Raw genomic sequence first — 20,340 nt, 5'->3', positions numbered from 1 at the left:
AACCCCTGTTTGTCCCGAATAGTCATGAAGATAAGAGCTCATGTCTATAGGTGAAAGCGGGGGAGAACGGAATGAAAGTTTCGAAGGTCGTAACACGGCGGAGAATGTTGTGGACGCTGCTGGGACTGGCAGTGTTATTCGGTTCGCTGGTCGTGCGTCTTGCTTATGTGCAATTATCCCAAGGCGAGAAATTAAGTGACAAGGTAGAAGATTCCTTGCGCCGCAATATTCCTTTTACAGCCAAGCGTGGTGAAATTTTGGATCGTGAAGGTATACCGCTGGCCTATAATATCAGTACGCCTACGGTTTATGCGGTGCCTGTGCAGGTGAAGGAGAAGCAAAAGACAGCGCAGCAATTGGCGCCTCTGCTTGGGATGACCGAGGAGAAGCTGATGAGCTTGCTGACTAAAAAATCAATGTCGGTGAAACTACAGCCCGGCGGCCGCAAAATTACGATGGAACTTGCCGCGAGCATCCGTGATTTGCAGTTGCCGGGCATCGTTGTCGCTGAGGATAGCAAAAGATATTATCCGTACGGCGATCTTGCCGCGCATATACTAGGCTTTACAGGTATTGATAACCAAGGAATTACCGGGGTCGAGAACATATACGATAATTTACTTAAAGGAATAGCAGGCAATATTTCGTATTTGTCTGACGCAGGTGGAAGACTCATGCCTGGATCATCGGAGAAATATTCTGCCCCTCAGGATGGACTTAATCTGCAATTGACGATTGATAAACAGATTCAATCCATTATGGAACGTGAGCTGGATCAAGCTATGGTAAAATATCAGGCGCAGGGTGCTTGGGCTATAGCGATGAATCCGAAGAATGGTGAAATTCTGGCCATGGCTAGTAGACCGGGTTATGAACCGGGTTTATATAAGGAATATGATCCGCAGATCTATAATCGGAATTTGCCCATTTGGATGACCTACGAGCCTGGTTCGACGTTCAAAATCATCACACTTGCTGCAGCACTGCAAGAAGGTAAGGTAGACCTGCAAAATGATCATTTCTATGATCCTGGGTTTATCGAAGTGGCGGGTGCGAAGCTGCGCTGTTGGAAAAAAGGCGGCCATGGCAGCCAAACCTTCCTTCAGGTGGTTGAGAACTCCTGTAACCCTGGTTTTGTTGCTCTTGGGCAACGGCTGGGCAAAGAAACCCTCTTCAAATATATTCGTGATTTTGGTTTCGGCAGCAAAACAGGAATTGATCTAAACGGAGAATCTAATGGGATTCTGTTCAAGCTTAGTCAAGTTGGTCCGGTGGAGCTTTCGACTACGGCCTTCGGCCAAGGGGTCTCGGTTACACCTATCCAGCAGATTGCTGCGGTATCCGCGGCTATCAATGGTGGCAATCTCTATAAACCACATGTAACAAAATCATGGGTTAATCCGGAAACGGGAGAGACTGTATCAGAGGTGAAGCCTGAGCTTGTGCGGCAGGTCATTTCGGAGGAGACATCCAAGAAGGTGCGGGCAGCACTTGAGAGCGTGGTTGCCAAAGGCACGGGACGGCCGGCTTTTATCGACGGCTATCGTGTAGGTGGCAAGACGGGTACTGCACAGAAGGTTATAAATGGACGTTATTCTCCGACAGAGCACATTGTTTCTTTTATTGGCTTTGCGCCGGCGGATGATCCGCAGATCGTTGTCTACACTGCAGTGGATAATCCGAAAGGGATTCAATTTGGGGGTGTAGTTGCAGCTCCAATCGTGCAAAATATTTTGGAAGACTCGCTGCACTATATGAAGGTTCCTGAGCGCAGTGATCAGCTTCCAAAAACTTATAAGTATGGTGAAACTCCGATTGTGACCGTGCCTGACCTTACAGGTGCAACCGTACAAGATATCTATGAGGATTTAAATATGAATTTTAATCTGGCGCGTTCAGGCTCTGGCAATACGGTCATCAATCAGGCTCCGAAAGCTGGGGCAAGAGTAGAACAGGGCTCAACCATCAGGATTTATATGGGAGCTTCTAGTGAATAATGATAAAGGTATAAGGGTTCAGTTTGTATCCGAAAATGTAGAGTGAGGGATTACTATGAAAGTTAATGAATTATCTGCTTGTCTTGCCACTTCGCGTCTATATGGGGACGGGGAGGTGGAGATTACTGATCTTCAGACGGATTCCCGCCGTGTAAGTCCGGGTGATCTGTTTATCTGTTTACCGGGTCACACTGTAGATGGACATAAATTTGCGCCGCAAGCCGTAGCCTCTGGAGCATCTGCTATCGTATGTGAGCATAAGCTAGAGCTTGATATCCCACAGATCGTTGTGGATGACTGCCGTTTTGCGATGTCTGTCATGTCGAATGCATTCTTTGGCTCACCTAGCAGCCGAATGAGAATGATCGGGGTTACGGGTACAAACGGGAAGACAACTACGACTTATCTTATTGAGCGAATTATGCAAGACCAGAATATGAAGACGGGTCTGATTGGGACCATTCAAATGCGCTATGACGGCAAAAGCTACCCTATGTCAGGGACCACTCCAGAATCGCTAGATCTGCAGCGCTCGCTTCATGATATGGCCTCCAAAGGTGTGGAATGTTGCGTCATGGAAGTCTCCTCCCATGCGCTTCAGCAAGGACGTGTGAAGGGTGCGGACTTCCGTACAGCAATATTTACGAACTTAACCCAGGATCATCTGGATTATCATCATACAATGGAGGAGTATCGGGCGGTTAAAGGTCTATTCTTCTCTAGACTAGGAAATGTGATCTCTCCTTGGAAAGAAGAACGCAAATATGCGGTGCTTAATGCTGATGATGAGGCGAGCCACTATTTTGCAACCCAAACTGCAGCGGAAGTGATTACATATGGCATTGATAACAACGCTAATGTCCGAGCTTCGCAAATCTCGATCACTGCAAAAGGAACTTTTTTCCATGTAGATACGTTTAAGGGTGAGACGGACATTTCGCTTCGTATGGTTGGTAAGTTCAATGTCTATAATGCACTTGCGGCGATTACGGCAGCGTTGTTGGAGGATGTGTCACTGTCAGATATCAAGACTAGTCTTGAGGCGATTGATGGGGTAGCTGGACGGGTAGAGTCAGTAGATGAGGGGCAAGAATATGCCGTTATCGTTGACTATGCACATACACCAGACGGGCTGGAAAATGTATTAAGAACGGTCTGCGAATTTGCTACAGGTAAAGTGCTTACTGTGTTTGGCTGCGGAGGAGACAGAGACCGCACGAAACGTCCTTTAATGGGTAAGATAGCTGCAAAATATAGCGACATGATATTCGTAACCTCTGACAACCCTCGGACGGAGGACCCTGGGCTAATTCTGAAGGATATAGAAGCAGGACTAGTAGAGGATGGAGTCACCTCTGACCGGTATCATATGATTGTTGATCGCCGAGAAGCAATTGGGAAGGCTATTGAAATGGCAAGCTCTGGCGATGTAGTATTGATTGCGGGGAAAGGTCATGAGACCTATCAACTGATTGGCGGAGTGGTTCACGATTTCGATGACCGCATCGTCGCTAAAGAAGTTATAAGGGGTCGAAGCTATTGATTACAAGAACACTGGGACAAATTGCTGTGATGTGCGCAGGGGAACTTCCTGCTGCCGAAGCTATGAATATACCACTTACGGGCGTCGTTACTGACTCCCGTAAGATAACTACAGGTTGCCTGTTTGTTCCTCTAACGGGAGACAAATTTGACGGTCATCATTATGCAGCTACAGCTATGGCTGCTGGTGCTGCAGGGACCTTATGGCAGCGTGATAAAGGTCCTGCGCCTGAGGGTGGCGGAGTCATAATTGTTGAAGATACGCTAGAGGCGCTTCAGAAGCTGTCCGCTGCGTATTTAAATGAGGTCGCTCCGAAGGTTGTCGCAGTTACGGGCAGTAATGGCAAAACAACGACAAAAGATATCATTATGGCCTTGCTCGAAACGCAGTACAAGGTGCACAAGACAGAAGGAAACTTCAATAATCATATTGGTCTTCCGCTCACGATTCTATCCATGGCTGAGGATACAGAGATTGCAGTGCTTGAAATGGGTATGAGCTCGCGGGGAGAAATTGCTCTGCTGGCTTCTTTGGCTGCACCAGATGTTGCAGTCATTACTAATGTAGGTGAGTCACATCTGCTGCAACTGGGATCCCGCAAAGAAATCGCCCGTGCCAAGCTGGAAATAGTTGAAGGGCTAAAGCCAGATGGACTGCTAATTTATAACGGTGATGAACCGCTGCTGACTGAGGTAATGCAAGAGTCCACTTTTGAGGCTCCGGAGGGGATGGTGTCCTTCCGTTTCGGCCTGAACGGAGATAATGATGATTATCCGACTGGGATGATGTCCCATAGTGGTGGTATGACGTTTACGTCAAGCCTTCATAAGGAACATGCTTTTACATTACCGCTGCCAGGCCAGCATAACGTTGTTAACGCGTTGGCTGCACTAGCGGTTGCTCGCCATTTTGGAATTACAGAACAAAATGTAGAGAATGGGTTAAGTAATCTTAAGTTGACGGGCATGCGGATTGAAGTGATTCGGACTTCTTCCGGGCTTACACTTTTGAATGATGCTTATAATGCCAGTCCGACTTCTATGAAGGCGGCCATTGATGTGCTTCAAACTATGAAATGCAGTGGCAAAAAAATCGCAGTACTGGGGGACATGCTGGAACTTGGGCCGGATGAGATACAGTTTCATAAAGAAATTGGCTACTACCTAGACCCCGCAGTGACTGATTTTGTATATACCTATGGTCCATTGTCAGTCCATATTGCAGAAGCTGCAAAGGAAAGATTCGGAAACGAGCGTGTGCTGGCTTTTACGGATAAGTCAGAATTAACAGCCGTCCTTATCGAGAAAAGCAGCTCCAAGGATATTGTACTATTCAAAGGATCTAGAGGGATGAGGCTTGAGGAAGTGCTTCAGAGCCTTAATAAAGAGATTAAAGAGACCTAAAAAAATGGAGGGGGTGCACCCATGGATTATCAACTATTGTTATTGACTATTGCTGTTTCCTTTATCCTTGCGGTCATTGCCGCTCCGCTCTTCATTCCGCTACTGCGCAGGATGAAATTCGGACAGCAGGTGCGAGATGACGGACCGCAATCCCATTTAAAGAAAGCGGGAACGCCGACGATGGGCGGTATCGTAATCATCGTGGCTTTTACATTGGCTTATCTGAAATTTTCCGTGGTGAATAACGATTTCTACGTACTACTAGTGGCTACGCTTGGTTTTGGACTGATCGGATTTTTGGATGATTATATCAAAATCGTATTCAAGCGTTCTTTGGGTCTTACGGCGCGTCAAAAATTGTTCGGGCAGCTGTTGGTAGGTGCTGTGATGTGCGGTCTGCTGATTTCTGCAGGACATAGCACAAGTATCAGCGTTCCGGGTACTGATTTCAGCTTTGACTGGGGCGGCTTTTTCTACTATCCATTCATTATTATTATGATGATGGCAGTAACGAATGCTGTTAACTTTACCGATGGAGTAGATGGTTTGCTGTCTGGAGTAAGTGCTATTGCTTTGGCCGCTTATGCTGTTGTAGCGATGCAGGCTACGTCAATTGCGGCTGGCGTGTGTGCAGCGGCAATGATCGGGGCCGTTCTTGGATTTCTGGTCTTTAATGCCCATCCAGCTAAGGTGTTCATGGGAGATACCGGTTCATTTGGTATTGGCGGCGCGATAGGTGCGATTGCGATTGTCACAAAGAGCGAACTGCTGTTTTTAATTATTGGCGGTGTGTTTGTGGTGGAAATGTTATCTGTCGTGATACAGGTGGTTTCTTTCAAAACCCGTGGCAAACGTGTATTCAGAATGAGCCCGATTCACCATCATTTTGAACTTGGTGGCTGGTCGGAATGGCGTGTGGTAATTTCGTTCTGGGCGGTAAGCTTGATATTAGCCGCTGTTGGACTATTTATTAGCAAGGGGTTGTAGCGAATGAAACATCCAGATATGTATCGTGGTGAAGAAGTTGTGGTTCTTGGGCTTGCAAAAAGCGGTGTCCAGGTTGCTAAAGTGCTGCATGATCGAGGCGCTGTAGTTACGGTGAACGATAAAAAGGAAAGAGATCAAAGTCCCGAAGCTTCCGAATTGGAATCTTTGGGAATTTGTGTTATAAGCGGTGGGCATCCGGATGGACTGATTCATGAAGGTGTAAGTCTGGTCATTAAGAATCCAGGCATTCCTTATTCTGCGCCTCCTGTGCAAAAGGCTCTTGAGCTTGGCATTGAAGTAGTTACAGAGGTAGAGGTTGCTTACCGTCTTTGTGCAGCGCCGATGATTGGCATCACGGGATCCAATGGCAAGACGACAACGACGACCTGGGTAGGTCAAATGCTGGACGCTGCAGGTATGAATCCGATTGTTGCAGGTAACATTGGCACGCCTCTCTGTGAGGCTGCGCAAGAAGCTACAGAGGATAACTGGATGGTGGTCGAACTCAGCAGCTTCCAGCTCAAAGGTACGGAGACTTTCCGCCCCAAAATAGGTTGTTTGTTGAATATTGCGGAGACCCACCTGGATTATCATGGGAGCATGAAGGATTATGTCGATTCCAAAGCAAAGCTGTTCGCCAATCAAGTAGATACGGATACGGCTGTGCTGAACTGGGACGATCCTTTTTGCCGGGAACTTGTTCCGTATATGAAAGCTACTATTCTTCCGTTCTCTATGTCCGAGGAGCTCACTCATGGTGTGTTTGTTAGCCCATCCTATATTACGGGTCAAGATGACGATCTGAAGCGCCGCATCATCTATCGCGAATCTGCAGACCAAGAAACAATCATTGCTGATGTAGATTCCATTAGCATTCCGGGACGGTTCAACGTGGGAAATGCACTGGCTGCATGTGGAATTGCCATTGCTGCTGGAGCTGACCCCTCTTTATTGGGTGAAGTGCTTGCTTCATTTCGCGGTGTGGAGCACCGGCTGGAGTATGTGGCTGATAAGGCTGGAGCCACTTATTATAATAACTCCAAAGCAACAAACTCCAAAGCGACGATTATGGCATTAACGTCCTTTGAGCGCCCTGTAGTGCTGATCGCTGGTGGATTAGACCGTGGTTCCGATTATTTGGAACTGCTGCCTGTCCTGAGCGGACGTGTTAAAGCGCTAGTGGCGTTAGGGGAAACTAAGGACAAGCTAACGAATGTAGCGCAGCTTGCAGGATTAAAGCAGATTATCTCCGTCGATAATGGGGAGAGTGCCGCTGCCGTGCTTGAGCAAGCTGTGCAGGAAGCTTCCGCTCTGGCGGAAGAAGGAGATATCGTTCTTTTGTCTCCTGCCTGTGCAAGTTGGGATATGTTTACATCCTATGAAGAGCGCGGGCGTATTTTTAAAGAGGCGGTGCATAACCTTTAAGTAGGGGGGTGGATAAGCCCCATCCCTACTACGGATGCAAGAGGTGTGCTCCTGATGAACAAAACTCGTCATGCTCCCGATATTTGGTTGCTGATTCCTATTCTATCTTTGCTGGTGATCGGCATGGTGATGGTATACAGCGCCGGGTCCGTTCTGGGCTTCCGCAATTATGGAGATTCGTTTTACTTTGTAAAAAGACAGCTTTTGTTTGCAGGACTAGGACTAGTCGCAATGTTCGTTACGGCGAATACCGATTACAGGGTGCTGAAAAAGCTGGCTAAGCCGGCACTTCTGATCTGCTTTTTCTTACTTGTTATTGTGCTTATCCCTGGTATTGGTGTAGTACGCGGGGGAGCGCGCAGCTGGCTAGGAATTAGCTCCTTCGGGATCCAGCCTTCCGAATTCATGAAGATGGGTATGATTCTATTCTTAGCCAATTGGCTAGGAAAAGAGGAATACGACATCACTTCCTTCACACGCGGCTTGCTCCCACCACTTGCGCTTATTGGGTCAGCTTTCGCGCTGATCATGCTCCAGCCGGATTTGGGTACAGGTACCGTCATGTTTGGTGCAGCCTTGATGATGGTCTTCACAGCAGGGGCTAGAATGAAGCATTTACTTTCACTTGGAGTAGCTGGTGCGGCAGGGTTTGTTGCTTTGATTGCAGCAGCGCCTTACCGGTTGCAGCGGATTACCGCTTTTCTTGATCCTTGGTCCGACCCCCTTGGTGCAGGCTACCAGATCATTCAGTCGTTATATGCGATTGGTCCTGGTGGGCTCGGTGGCCTTGGATTAGGAATGAGTCGGCAGAAGTACAGCTATGTACCTGAGCCACAAACAGATTTTATTTTTTCTATATTGGCCGAGGAGCTGGGGTTTATCGGTGGTTTGGCTGTGTTGATCCTATTTCTTATTCTAATCTGGCGCGGGATGAAGGTGGCGATGAGTCTGCCTGACCGTTTTGGGAGCTATCTGGCCGTTGGCATCGTCTGTATGGTGGCTGTGCAAGTCATTATTAATATTGGTGTTGTTATTGGTCTAATGCCTGTAACGGGCATCACGCTTCCTCTGATTAGCTATGGCGGATCTTCACTTACACTGATGCTAACATCCCTTGGCATTCTATTGAACTTATCCCGTTTTGCGAGGTGAAAGAGATGCGTATCGTATTAAGCGGCGGAGGCACGGGTGGACATATCTATCCTGCGGTCGCTGTTGCTAGGCAAATGGAGTTGGAAGATAGCAAATCTACCTTCCTGTATATTGGTGGAACGCGTGGCTTAGAGAGCAAGCTTGTTCCTCAAGAGAATATCCCTTTCAAATCTATCGACATCACTGGTTTTCGGCGCAAGCTATCCATAGACAATGTCAAGACCGTGATGCGTTTCTTGAAGGGTGTTAAGGCTTCCAAAGAAATGTTAAGAGAATTCAAACCAGATGTTGTGATTGGAACAGGCGGTTATGTGTGTGGTCCAGTCGTTTATGCTGCATCCCGGTTGGGCATCCCTACTTTGATCCATGAACAAAATGCCATACCAGGTCTAACCAATCGCTTTCTGAGTCGGTATGCGAGTACAGTCGCCGTTAGCTTTGAAGGAACAGAGTCCTCTTTTCCGGGCAGCAAAAATGTGATCTATACTGGCAATCCACGTGCCACAACAGTTACTACAGCAAGTCCGCAACGAGGATTCGCATCGCTGGGGATTTCGGATGGCAGTACTGTTGTTTTGGTGGTTGGTGGCAGTCAGGGAGCTAAGGCTATTAATAGAGCCATGATTGAAATGGCCCCTAAAGTGGGTAAGGGTAATGGTGTTCATTATGTGTATGTTACAGGTGAACCTTATTTCGAAGAGACTCGGGCGGAATTGCGTCAAAAGCTGGGTAGCATACCAAACTGGTTGCATGTCCTTCCTTACGTTCATAATATGCCAGAGGTGTTGGCTTGTACCTCCTTGATCGTTAATCGGGCGGGAGCCTCTTTTCTCGCTGAGATTACAGCGCTGGGTATTCCCTCTGTACTCATTCCATCTCCTAATGTGACGAATAACCATCAGGAGGCGAATGCAAGACAGTTGGAACGTGAAGGTGCTGCTGTGGTGCTGCTTGAGAAAGATTTAAACGGCACGGCACTATATGAGGCGGTTCAAAAAATCATCGGAACTGAAGCCGTGCGTGAGCAGATGTCCGTGGCCTCCAAACGACTCGGCAAAAGAGATTCTGCGGCAGTAATCACAAGCGAGCTCCGAAGACTTGCGGGTAAGAAGTCTTAAGATATCATCGTTTTCCATACGGGTTTTCCTTATTGGCAGCTCTCTGTCACACACTTGGAGGAACGAACATAGGATAATCCTATAATCGTGACAATCACCCAGGACACTTCCAAACCTGAGATGTAGTGCAGGATATTCTTGAAATATAAGAAAGTATAAGTTTCACGTTATACATTATCCTTATATTTCTCGCTTAAACGCTTATCGTCCTTCTAAAGGACGCCGAAGACGTTTATACTTGTACATTTCATATGAGCTTGTAACGGAAGTGTTTGTGGTGGGTGAGCGGTAATCTCGGAGGTGATACATTGGACAAATTGGTGATTGAGGGTGGAAGTCCCCTGTCAGGCACCATTCGTATCCATGGAGCAAAAAATGCGGCGCTGCCGATTCTAGCGGCAAGCCTGCTGGCCGAAGGAGTTCACTCACTGCATAATGTGCCGAAGCTGCTGGACATCGAGACTATGCTAGACATCCTAGATCGGCTGGGCTGCAGGTGCGTGCATCAAGAGGATACGGTGACGATAGATACGTCTGCCGTCGGGACATCTCATATCCCTGAGGATTTAATGCGGCAGATGAGATCTTCCATTTTTCTAATGGGACCGCTGTTATCCAGATTTGGAGAGGTAACGATCTATCAGCCTGGGGGCTGTGCGATCGGAGAGCGTAAAATCGATCTTCATCTACAGGGACTTAAGGCGTTAGGGGCGGAGATCGAGGAGAGCAACGGAAGAATATTCTGTCGGGGTTCTAAGCTTATAGGGAGTGATATTCATCTCGACTATCCAAGTGTAGGAGCAACGGAGAATATTATGATGGCTGCCGCAAAGGCAGAGGGAACAACAACAATATCGGGGGCAGCGAGAGAGCCGGAGATACAGGACCTACAGCAATTTCTAAATAGCATGGGTGCTCAGATTATCGGTGCAGGTACGGACACCATCACAATTCAAGGGGTGAAAAACCTATATCCCTGTACGTACGAGGTGATACCTGATCGGATTGTGGCTGGAACCGTAATGATTGCTGCGGCAGCTACACGAGGGAATGTGACTTTGACACATGCCAATGCGGGGCATCTGACTTCGCTTATTCATGTGCTCAAGCGGGCTGGTGTTCAAATCACAGTGTGCAATGATATAATTAATATCAGTTGTATGGGGCGTCCACGTGCTGTTGAGAGAATTGTGACTTCTCCTTATCCTTCTTTCCCAACCGATCTGCAATCTCAGGTCATGGTGCTGTTGTCTCTCGCTGATGGTTTCAGTGTAATCAAGGAGACGGTGTTTGAGGGACGATTCAAGCATGTTGAAGAAATGGCGCGGATGGGCGCTGATATTTCTATTGATTTGAATCGTGCGTTTATTCGCGGCGTTCAGAGATTGTATGGTGCTACTGTGGAAGCTACTGACTTGCGTGCGGGTGCGGCTCTGGTTATTGCTGGGCTTGCTGCACAAGGGACTACAGTCGTTGAGCAAGCACACCATATTGACCGCGGGTATGATGGAATAGAGAAGCTGTTTCAGAAGCTTGGCGCGCGCATAAGCCGCAAGGTACCCGTACCGGATCCACTTGATTTGGCCAATTAAAGCTCCCTGTCTCCTTCAGTTCTACCAAGGAAGGAGACAGGGCCTTATTACGGAGATATGAGAATGACAACAACCCGATTACCTCTTCTTAAAGAGGACAAGCCTAAGAAAAAAATGAGCCGGAAGATTACGGCGATCCTGCTGCTACTGTTCACTGCGCTTCTTGCTGTGATTTTTTTCAGATCGTCTATTAGTCACATTACAGTGATAGATTTTCAGGGAAGCAAGTATTCTACTAGTGAGGAATTACTCTCGCAAAGTGGAATTCATATAGGTGGACAATTCTTTGCCGTTTCTACGAAGTCTGTGGAACAATCTTTGCTGGAGCTTAAGACGGTTAAGGCTGTGGCCGTAAAGAAGGATTTCCCCGGGGTAATCACAGTGAAGATTGAAGAGTTCCCTGCGGTGGCCTATGAACTGGAACAGGGCGGCATCTTGAAGGCGATTCTGTCGAGTGGAGCAGCGGTGACTGTTAATGAGACTGGTATTGCTGTAGAGAAACCTATATTAACCAACTGGGATCCAGCTGATCCTAATAAGGCTATCCTATGCCAAACGCTTGGAAGCATTTCTAATGAATTGACAAGTGATATCTCTGAGATTGTTCCCTCGCCAACCTTGTCATTTCCGGATCGTATCAAGCTCTATACTAGATCCCGTTTCGAGGTGATCACTTCCATCTCTTTATTGAAGAGCAAAGTGTCATACTTGAATCAGGTAATAGAGACAAAGGAGCCTGGACTTATCACGATGCTTGAAGCCGACTCGTATGTTCCTTTTCAGGTCGAAAGTGAGGAGCAAAAGGGCGATGAGCAAAAAGATGTGCAAGAGTAGAGTAGAGGTAAATAGTCCCTACTAATAGAGTTCAAAAAATGCTACAATCGGAGTTACGGGCAAGAAGCTATATCCCTCTTTTTTCTTCGATTTTTTTGAAATATAATCTTTTATATGGTTAGTAATAACCAAATAGGTATATATTTCTTGTGATAATTATCATTCTTATAAAAAATTATGAGTAACTAATCACATTTAGGGATGTTGGAATATTATTCCGTTCAAAAAATTTGTAGAAAAAAGAGGGAAAGGGTTAGGTATGTTGAATATGTACAGAGAAGTTTCCCGGGACCGGGATAAGATTATGCAAATTATTTCGATTATAACAGGAGGTGCCATAGGACTTGAGCAACAATGACATCATTGTTAGTTTGGACATCGGTACATCCAAAGTTCGGGCAATAATTGGGGAAGTTACCAATGGAACCTTTAATATTATTGGCGTTGGATCTGCTGATTCGGAAGGAATACGTAAAGGCGCGATTGTAGATATCGACCAAACTGTGCAATCGATCAAAAGTGCTATAGATCATGCAGAGCAAATGGTGGGTATTCAAATATCAGAAGTTTATGTAGGCATTTCCGGTAATCATATTGGCCTGCAATCCAGCCACGGTGTCGTGGCCGTTCAGAATGAGGATCGTGAAATCGGTGAGGATGATATCGATCGCGTTATTAAAGCTGCGGAAGTCATCGCTATGCCTCCGGAGCGAGAAGTGATTGATGTTGTTCCTAAACAATTTATCGTCGATGGTCTCGAAGGTATTCAGGACCCGCGCGGGATGATTGGTGTTCGTCTAGAAGTGGACGCAACCATCATTACGGGTGCTAAGACGCCAATACATAATCTACTACGATGTGTTGAGAAATCAGGGCTGAAAGTGAAGGATCTTGTGCTGATGTCTCTTGGTGCTGGTGGATTGGCGCTGTCCAAAGACGAGAAATCGATGGGATCTGTTCTGGTTGATATCGGGGCCGGGTCGACAACGATAGCCATATACGAAGAAAGTTCCCTTTGTGCAACCTCTACGATTCCGATCGGCGGAGAATTTGTAACTAATGACATTGCATACGGACTACGTACACTTACTGATCAAGCGGAGAAAGTAAAGCTAAAGTATGGTTGCGCATGGATTGACGATGCAGCCTCTGACGTTGTCTTCAAGGTGCTGCGCATTGGCAGTAATGTAGAGAAGGAATTTAACCAAGAGGATTTAGCGGCAATTATCGAACCACGGGTGCAAGAAATCTTCCATCTGATTAAACAGGAAGTGAAACGGCTTGGTTACAGTGAACTACCTGGAGGTTATATATTAACGGGTGGAACTGTTTCGATGCCTGGCGTATTAAAGGCGGCTCAGACTGAACTGGCTGCATCTGTACGCATCGCTGTACCGGATTATATCGGTGTACGGGACCCTGGGTTTACCGGAGGTGTTGGTATCCTGCATAATGTTGTCCGTAGCTTCCGTGGAAGAAGCAGTGGTGGAAGCAGCAACAAAAAGACGGTCAACCGGAGTAAGCAGAACGCCACTCCAAATCAGGAAACGGTTCAGAAGACCGGGTTTGTCGAGCGTCTAAAGAACATGTTCAGCGAGTTTATATAAGTGTAAGTCCAGATATACTTGGACCGGCCATCCAAGCACATTGAGGGGGAGATGGAACAATATGTTAGAATTTGATTTTGAAATGGAGAGCTTGGCGCAAATAAAAGTCATCGGCGTAGGCGGCGGAGGTAGTAATGCTGTCAACCGGATGATTGAAAATGGCGTTCAGGGTGTAGAATTTATTACGGTTAATACAGACGCCCAAGCGTTGCATATGGCCAAATCGGAGCACAAGCTGCAAATCGGGGACAAGCTGACCCGCGGGTTGGGTGCAGGAGCTAATCCTGAAGTCGGTAAGAAAGCAGCGGAAGAATCCCGTGACTTGATCTCTAATACCCTTAAGGGCGCAGATATGGTGTTTGTTACTGCAGGGATGGGTGGCGGTACAGGAACAGGTGCAGCACCAGTTATAGCTGAGATTGCTAGAGAATGTGGAGCCTTGACTGTGGGGGTAGTTACTCGCCCGTTCACTTTTGAAGGAAGAAAACGTTATAACCAGGCAATGCTTGGAATCGAAGCTTTGAAAGAAAAAGTCGACACGCTAATCGTCATTCCAAATGACCGTTTGCTTGAGATCGTTGATAAGAAAACACCGATGTTGGAAGCTTTCCGTGAAGCAGATAATGTTCTCCGGCAGGCTGTTCAAGGTATCTCTGACCTAATTAAGGTTCCTGGTCTGATTAACCTTGACTTTGCGGATGTAAAGACGATCATGACAGAGCGCGGTTCAGCGCTTATGGGTATTGGTATTGCAAATGGTGAGAACCGTGCGTCTGAAGCAGCACGTAAAGCCATCATGAGCCCACTCTTGGAAACGTCTATTGAAGGCGCCCGCGGCGTAATCATGAACATTACGGGAGGATCCAACCTCTCTCTATATGAAGTTAATGAAGCGGCTGAGATCGTTACATCTGCCTCTGATCCTGAAGTGAATATGATCTTTGGTGCGATTATTGATGAAGGCCTGAAGGATGATATCAAAGTAACAGTAATTGCTACTGGCTTTGAACATAAACCATTGCCTGAAACTCCAGGACGTCGTCCGGTCTCGACGAATAACGAGCCTGCGGCAGCACCGGATAAGAGTTCAGCTAATTTACGTCCTTTCGGCAATCAGAGTTCTTCTGACCAGCTCGATATTCCGACGTTCCTGCGTAATCGTACTCGGGGCAACAACGACTAATTAAATAGAATCAAGATTATACGAGAACACCGTATCGCTTAGCTGATTAGCTATAGCGGTACGGTGTTTTTTTGCGTAAATGTAATAAGGATCAAGCAAGACTATGAACGGCACTGTGTAGCTCCAAGGGGGTGATGGTTGACTAAGTAGTTACAGTAGGTGGTAACTGGTAGTCGGAGAGCGGAAAGCGGCAACCATTAACCATCGGATAATCCTGCAAAAATACAGTATTTAATAATAAGTAGATGGTTGAAGCGTTGATTCCTGCGAATCTGCAGTAATTCCTGCGCCAAATAAAGATTTCTAGCCAAAAGTGAGGATAATCCTGTATATTTGCAGTTTTTGGACTTCATGAAGCGGAGTTTTGCACAAAAAGTTGTATATTTGCAGGATTCCTCTATTCCATTAAATGATCCAGCGAATGATGGAGCGAATGACGCAGTGAATAAAAGATATAAGAAATTCCATAAAGAAGGAATAAATCCCCACGCGCTATAACTCGACAAAAAAACCGTAAGAATGCCCCCCAAGTTTAGACAGACTTTGAATGCGAGACTTTCTATACTAATCATATCGTCCAAAAACAGAGCCTGATCCAATTTGGCTAGAGGATAGATTCCGCCATTAAGCAGGTGAATGAACTGGTTGTTTATATTGACTTGATATTCGCCGCCAATCTAGTGATCGACGGAATTCTTTTGTGGCTGACAGGCTGGATGGTTAAGCTGAGAATCTCATGGTGGCGTTTAATCCTCTCAGCTCTCGTTGGCGCACTGTATGTAGTGATGATGTTTGTACCGGAGCTGTCTTTCATGTATACCTTCCTTATCAAGTTTGGATTGTCGGTGGTTATGTTATGGATTGCCTTTGGTTTTGGGAGTCTGCAAAGCTACCTTCGCACTATGGGAGCTTTCTATATTATCAATTTTGCAGCCGCAGGTGGAATTGTTGGTATTCACTATTTGCTGCAGAGCTCCAGCGACATTTGGAATGGTATTATGTTCACTGCTTCAGGAGGGCATGCCTACGGCTTAAAGATCGGCTTTTGGTTTGTCATTGCAGTATTCCCCCTGGTGTTAATCTGCTTCAAGGCAGTGCATTCTTCACGAATCAGAAGGGAGCAGCTTGAAACCTATATCGGTGAGGTGGTTGTTGAAATTGATGGTGTAAGTGTTTCCTGTCCTGGCCTGCTAGACACAGGTAATCGTCTCTGTGATCCTTTGACCCGCATACCGGTGATGGTGATGGAATCGACGCTCTGGGAGGGGCATCTGCCTGCTGCATGGAAAGGGAGACTCACTCAGGATGGTGCGGACAGACTTTTGCTAGAAACGGACGGGCAGTCGTTTGCTTGGCAGGATAGGATGCGACTAGTACCTTACAGGGGGATTAACCGAGGGGCATCATTTATGCTCGCACTGAAGCCAGACCTTGTGACGATAAAGCTCGGTGAAGATATCTTTTATAGTAAAAGAGTCTTAATTGGGCTGGATGGCGGGACACTCTCAGGAGATGGAGCCTATCGGGCGGTCATACATCCGGATTTAACTCAAAAAGAGAGCGCCACTGATGCAGCACTACCTTCCTAATCTTTAAAGCTAGCTGAACCAAACTTCTGATGGCTGAAAGCGGGAATTAAAAGCTTCATACGCTAACCGTGTACTTCTTGGAGGAGGAACAATAATGGTCAAATGGAAAATTGCTCTGCAGCTGCAATATTACCGCATGCTGTTTCTACTGGGGCTGAAGAGTCAGGAAATCTATTATATCGGCGGGAGCGAGGCTCTACCTCCACCGCTGACACGGGAAGAAGAAGAGTATCTGCTTCAGCGGCTATCTAGCGGCGATGCTGCTGTTCGTGCGATGCTGATTGAGCGTAACCTGCGCCTCGTAGTGTATATTGCTCGTAAATTTGAGAATACCGGAATCAATATTGAAGACCTGGTTTCGATAGGGGCTATCGGATTAATTAAGGCGGTTAACACTTTTGATCCCGAGAAAAAAATAAAACTAGCAACATATGCATCACGTTGCATAGAGAATGAAATTTTGATGTATCTGCGGCGTAATAGCAAGACACGGAGTGAGGTTTCTTTTGATGAGCCTCTTAATATCGATTGGGATGGTAATGAGTTGCTGCTCTCAGATGTTTTAGGGACGGAAAATGATACCATCTATCGGAACATTGAAGAACAGGTCGACCGCAAGCTGCTGCAAAAGGCGCTGGAAAAGCTGAGCGAACGGGAAAGACTCATTATGGAGCTGCGTTTCGGACTGCGTGGGGGCGAAGAAAAGACACAAAAAGATGTGGCGGATCTGCTCGGCATTTCCCAATCTTACATCTCTCGTCTGGAGAAACGAATTATTAAGCGGCTGCGTAAGGAGTTTAACAAGATGGTGTAAGGTGAAATTAGCAAGGAATAAAATGGCCAACCCGGGAGATAATGTACAGTAATGTTTCTCCTTGGGAGGTAAATCATCATGACCCGAAATAAAGTCGAGATTTGCGGTGTGGATACTGCTAAGCTGCCTGTTCTAACGAATGTGGAAATGCGGCAACTGTTCACTTCGCTGCAGCAGCAGGGCGAGCGATCCGCCAGAGAGAAATTGGTAAATGGTAATCTTAGGCTCGTTCTAAGTGTTATCCAGAGGTTCAATAATAGGGGAGAATTTGTTGACGATTTGTTCCAGGTGGGCTGCATCGGTCTGATGAAAGCCATCGATAATTTCGATTTATCACAAAACGTTAAGTTCTCCACATATGCGGTTCCGATGATTATTGGTGAGATCCGCCGTTACTTGCGTGATAACAATCCGATTCGAGTATCGCGTTCACTCAGAGACATTGCTTATAAGGCGCTGCAGGTACGCGATAGTCTGACCAATCAGAATTCGCGGGAACCGACGATATTCGAAATCTCTGAAGCACTTGGCGTACCGAAGGAAGATGTAGTCTTTGCCCTTGATGCTATTCAGGATCCAGTGTCCTTATTCGAACCGATCTATCATGACGGTGGCGATCCTATTTATGTAATGGACCAGATTAGCGATGATAAGAATAAGGATGTGTCGTGGATCGAAGAAATCGCCTTACGTGAAGCGATGCGTAAGTTAGGTCAAAGGGAGAAACGAATTTTATCCATGCGGTTTTTCGAAGGGAAAACACAGATGGAGGTCGCAGATGAGATTGGTATCTCACAGGCACAGGTCTCACGTCTAGAGAAATCTGCGATTCAGCAAATGCAAAAGCATGTGAAGTCTTAAATCGTCTGAAATGAGGAGATATCCAGAATCCGTGATAAGGATTTTGGGTTATCTCCTCTTTTTACTGTTTCAGGAATTATATTGAGCCCCCGCAAAGTACCTTGGTAAGCATCTAAGCATAGCCTCACTTTGTGGGGATATTTCATGCATGTGGCCAAGCTTTCATAACATATATTGGACTATAGGTCTGATTGTACAGGGGTGGTGAGATGAACGAGGATTATTTAGGATCAGCCAAAAAAATGAAAATCTCTGATTTTCAGACTAAGGACGTTATTAACATTGTGGACGGCAAGCGGCTGGGCCAAATCAGTGACTTAGAGCTTGATTTACGCCGAGGTGTCATTGATGCAATCGTAATTCCCGGATACACTCGGTTTATGGGGTTGTTCGGAGGCGGAACCGATCTGATTATTCCATGGCGAAATATTGTCAAAATCGGGTCTGATGTAGTGCTTGTGAAGATTGAAGAATCAAGAATACCTCAAGGGCAGGACGAGCGGGAAACGATGTATTTGGAACGAGGGGACCGAGGCGAACGGCGCACTTATTAATTAGGTGCGTTTTTTGTTTTTTATAAAATGATTCGAAATGGCATGACTTAAAAGTTAGTAAATTTGATGTTCTAGCTTAAGCGGCATTTTGTAGGGGTATTTACATGTGGTACACTAAGGCGGAGGTGAGGATATGGAACCGTTTGTGCAGGGGAAGGAAACACTTATGCTGCTCCATCTGGAGCCTTGGCGTGTGAAGCATAAAGAAATTACAGCAGGTTTTACGGGTAGACAGGGAGGGGCTAGCAAAAAGCCTTATGACAGCCTGAATTGTGCATTTCATGTTGGGGATGTTCCGGAAGATGTCTTAACGAATCGTAGGGCGCTTGCGGAAGCTCTTGATTTCAAGCCGGAAGCTTGGACCTGTGGAGAACAAACCCACGGAGCAGAAATAGCAGTGGTAAGGGAAGCCGATCGTGGGCGGGGTCAAAAGGATAGAACCTCGGCATTTCAGGCAACTGATGGTTTGCTTACGGATGTACCGGGAGTTTTGCTGACTTCTTTTTATGCGGATTGTGTACCCCTTTATTTTTATGATCCTGTGCACCAAGTCGTCGGTCTTGCCCATGCTGGCTGGAAGGGAACTGTGGCCCAGATTGCAGCCGCTATGGTGAGTAAAATGGAGACCATTTACGGAAGCCATGCGCAGGACATTATTGCAGCGATCGGACCATCCATTGGTGACTGCTGTTATGAGGTGGACGATTATGTGATGGAGCATGTTCATAGACTGGAAGGTGATCTGAGTAAGCCAACAGAAACAGCCAATACTGTGGAGCTGTACAGAACATCTGACACAGATGAGAACAAATACATGCTAAACTTGAAAGAAATGAATCGACGCATTATGATTAAAGCAGGAATATTGCCGACTCATATCGAATGTACATCTTGGTGTACAAGCTGTAATCAAGATTTGTTCTTTTCTTATCGTAAAGAAGATGGGGTTACAGGCAGGATGACGAGCTGGATCGGAATAAAGGAGAGTTGAAAGTTGGCTTTAACACTGCAGGAGAGAATTGCTGAGGTAGAGGAACGTGTAGCACGTGCCTGCGCGGCAAGCGGCCGGGATCGAAATGACGTCAAGGTAATTGCAGTGACGAAATATGTTTCTCTGGAAATGGTGTCCTCCGTATTGGAGGCAGGCCTGGAGCATATTGCCGAGAGTCGCTGGCAGGATGCTGAGCACAAATGGAAGGTTTTAGGGGACCAAGGGACATGGCATTTTATCGGGCATTTGCAGACCAATAAGGTTAAAGACGTTATTGGCAAGTTTCAATATATACACTCTTTGGACCGGATATCTCTGGCGCAAGAATTACACAAAAAGGCGATTGCCGCAGATCAAGAAGTGAATGTCTTTCTTCAAGTAAACATCTCTGGAGAAGATACGAAATTTGGTCTGTCGCCTGAGGCGGTACCTGGATTTTTGCGTGAAATTGCTAGTCTAGACCGTGTAAAAGTAATTGGACTAATGACGATGGCACCTTTAGAAGGTGATCCGGAGCTTACCCGCCCTGTATTTCGCGGACTTCGTGAGCTGCGCGATGAGCTCAATCAACTTGCTTTGACACCTGAACCGATTACGGAGCTATCAATGGGAATGTCGAATGATTTTGAAGTGGCGATACAGGAAGGAGCCACCTGGGTACGCCTAGGTACGGTGTTAGTAGGCCATTAG

17 protein-coding genes are annotated in these 20,340 nt (G+C 46.5%); all 17 read left to right on the top strand.

The annotated features are described in order from the left end of the window. Positions 1–71: 71 nt before the first annotated feature. The 17 genes from MHI27_RS23550 (at position 72) to MHI27_RS23470 (ending at position 20,340) form a co-directional block, all read left to right on the top strand. Positions 72–1,997 carry a stage V sporulation protein D gene (locus tag MHI27_RS23550; RefSeq protein WP_042190860.1) on the top strand — a complete coding sequence of 642 codons (1,926 nt, stop codon included), beginning with the start codon at positions 72–74 and terminating at the stop codon, positions 1,995–1,997. Positions 1,998–2,052: 55 nt separating this feature from the next. Beyond that, entirely contained in the window at positions 2,053–3,540 is a 1,488-nt protein-coding gene (locus MHI27_RS23545; RefSeq protein ID WP_339243128.1) for a UDP-N-acetylmuramoyl-L-alanyl-D-glutamate--2,6-diaminopimelate ligase, read from the top strand. Further along, the gene (murF, locus tag MHI27_RS23540; protein WP_341060295.1) at positions 3,540–4,943 is read left to right on the top strand and encodes a UDP-N-acetylmuramoyl-tripeptide--D-alanyl-D-alanine ligase; all 1,404 of its coding nucleotides are present in this window, start codon (positions 3,540–3,542) and stop codon (positions 4,941–4,943) included. The genes MHI27_RS23545 and murF overlap by 1 nt, the downstream gene beginning before the upstream one ends. Before the next feature lie 21 nt (positions 4,944–4,964). Continuing rightward, the gene (gene mraY / locus MHI27_RS23535; RefSeq protein WP_042190854.1) at positions 4,965–5,930 is read left to right on the top strand and encodes a phospho-N-acetylmuramoyl-pentapeptide-transferase; all 966 of its coding nucleotides are present in this window, start codon (positions 4,965–4,967) and stop codon (positions 5,928–5,930) included. Between the two features lie 3 nt (positions 5,931–5,933). Continuing rightward, positions 5,934–7,355 carry a UDP-N-acetylmuramoyl-L-alanine--D-glutamate ligase gene (gene murD / locus MHI27_RS23530; RefSeq protein ID WP_149647593.1) on the top strand — a complete coding sequence of 474 codons (1,422 nt, stop codon included), beginning with the start codon at positions 5,934–5,936 and terminating at the stop codon, positions 7,353–7,355. 54 nt (positions 7,356–7,409) lie between these two features. After that, positions 7,410–8,507 (top strand): stage V sporulation protein E, encoded by a 1,098-nt coding sequence (gene spoVE / locus MHI27_RS23525; protein WP_042130238.1) that lies wholly within the window; start codon positions 7,410–7,412, stop codon positions 8,505–8,507. A 5-nt stretch (positions 8,508–8,512) separates the two neighbouring features. Continuing rightward, a complete protein-coding gene (gene murG, locus MHI27_RS23520) occupies positions 8,513–9,625 on the top strand; it encodes an undecaprenyldiphospho-muramoylpentapeptide beta-N-acetylglucosaminyltransferase (RefSeq protein ID WP_042190850.1) in 1,113 nt (370 codons plus the stop codon). Between the two features lie 308 nt (positions 9,626–9,933). Further along, a complete protein-coding gene (gene murA / locus MHI27_RS23515) occupies positions 9,934–11,217 on the top strand; it encodes a UDP-N-acetylglucosamine 1-carboxyvinyltransferase (protein ID WP_042190848.1) in 1,284 nt (427 codons plus the stop codon). Between the two features lie 63 nt (positions 11,218–11,280). Beyond that, the gene (locus MHI27_RS23510; protein WP_042190846.1) at positions 11,281–12,051 is read left to right on the top strand and encodes a cell division protein FtsQ/DivIB; all 771 of its coding nucleotides are present in this window, start codon (positions 11,281–11,283) and stop codon (positions 12,049–12,051) included. 344 nt (positions 12,052–12,395) lie between these two features. Then, a complete protein-coding gene (gene ftsA / locus MHI27_RS23505; RefSeq protein WP_042190844.1) occupies positions 12,396–13,658 on the top strand; it encodes a cell division protein FtsA in 1,263 nt (420 codons plus the stop codon). 61 nt (positions 13,659–13,719) lie between these two features. After that, a complete protein-coding gene (gene ftsZ, locus MHI27_RS23500; RefSeq protein ID WP_076284759.1) occupies positions 13,720–14,841 on the top strand; it encodes a cell division protein FtsZ in 1,122 nt (373 codons plus the stop codon). A 641-nt stretch (positions 14,842–15,482) separates the two neighbouring features. After that, positions 15,483–16,430: a sigma-E processing peptidase SpoIIGA gene (gene spoIIGA, locus MHI27_RS23495; protein WP_042194361.1), complete on the top strand. Its 948-nt coding sequence runs from the start codon at positions 15,483–15,485 to the stop codon at positions 16,428–16,430. 91 nt (positions 16,431–16,521) lie between these two features. Next, complete coding sequence (gene sigE, locus MHI27_RS23490) at positions 16,522–17,244, top strand: RNA polymerase sporulation sigma factor SigE (protein ID WP_028530613.1); 723 nt, start codon at positions 16,522–16,524, stop codon at positions 17,242–17,244. Between the two features lie 78 nt (positions 17,245–17,322). Further along, a complete protein-coding gene (gene sigG / locus MHI27_RS23485; protein WP_036683631.1) occupies positions 17,323–18,105 on the top strand; it encodes an RNA polymerase sporulation sigma factor SigG in 783 nt (260 codons plus the stop codon). Between the two features lie 209 nt (positions 18,106–18,314). Continuing rightward, complete coding sequence (locus MHI27_RS23480; protein ID WP_339243119.1) at positions 18,315–18,659, top strand: YlmC/YmxH family sporulation protein; 345 nt, start codon at positions 18,315–18,317, stop codon at positions 18,657–18,659. 133 nt (positions 18,660–18,792) lie between these two features. Further along, on the top strand, positions 18,793–19,650 hold the full coding sequence (pgeF, locus tag MHI27_RS23475; protein ID WP_405174824.1) for a peptidoglycan editing factor PgeF: 858 nt from the start codon (positions 18,793–18,795) through the stop codon (positions 19,648–19,650). 3 nt (positions 19,651–19,653) lie between these two features. Then, positions 19,654–20,340, top strand: coding sequence for a YggS family pyridoxal phosphate-dependent enzyme (locus MHI27_RS23470; protein ID WP_042190837.1), 687 nt, complete (start codon positions 19,654–19,656; stop codon positions 20,338–20,340).

This window comes from Paenibacillus sp. FSL H8-0261 (assembly GCF_045040645.1).
Lineage (GTDB): Bacteria > Bacillota > Bacilli > Paenibacillales > Paenibacillaceae > Paenibacillus_AQ.
Note: the sequence above shows the minus strand (reverse complement) of the source record. Positions and strands in the feature narration are given on the sequence as shown.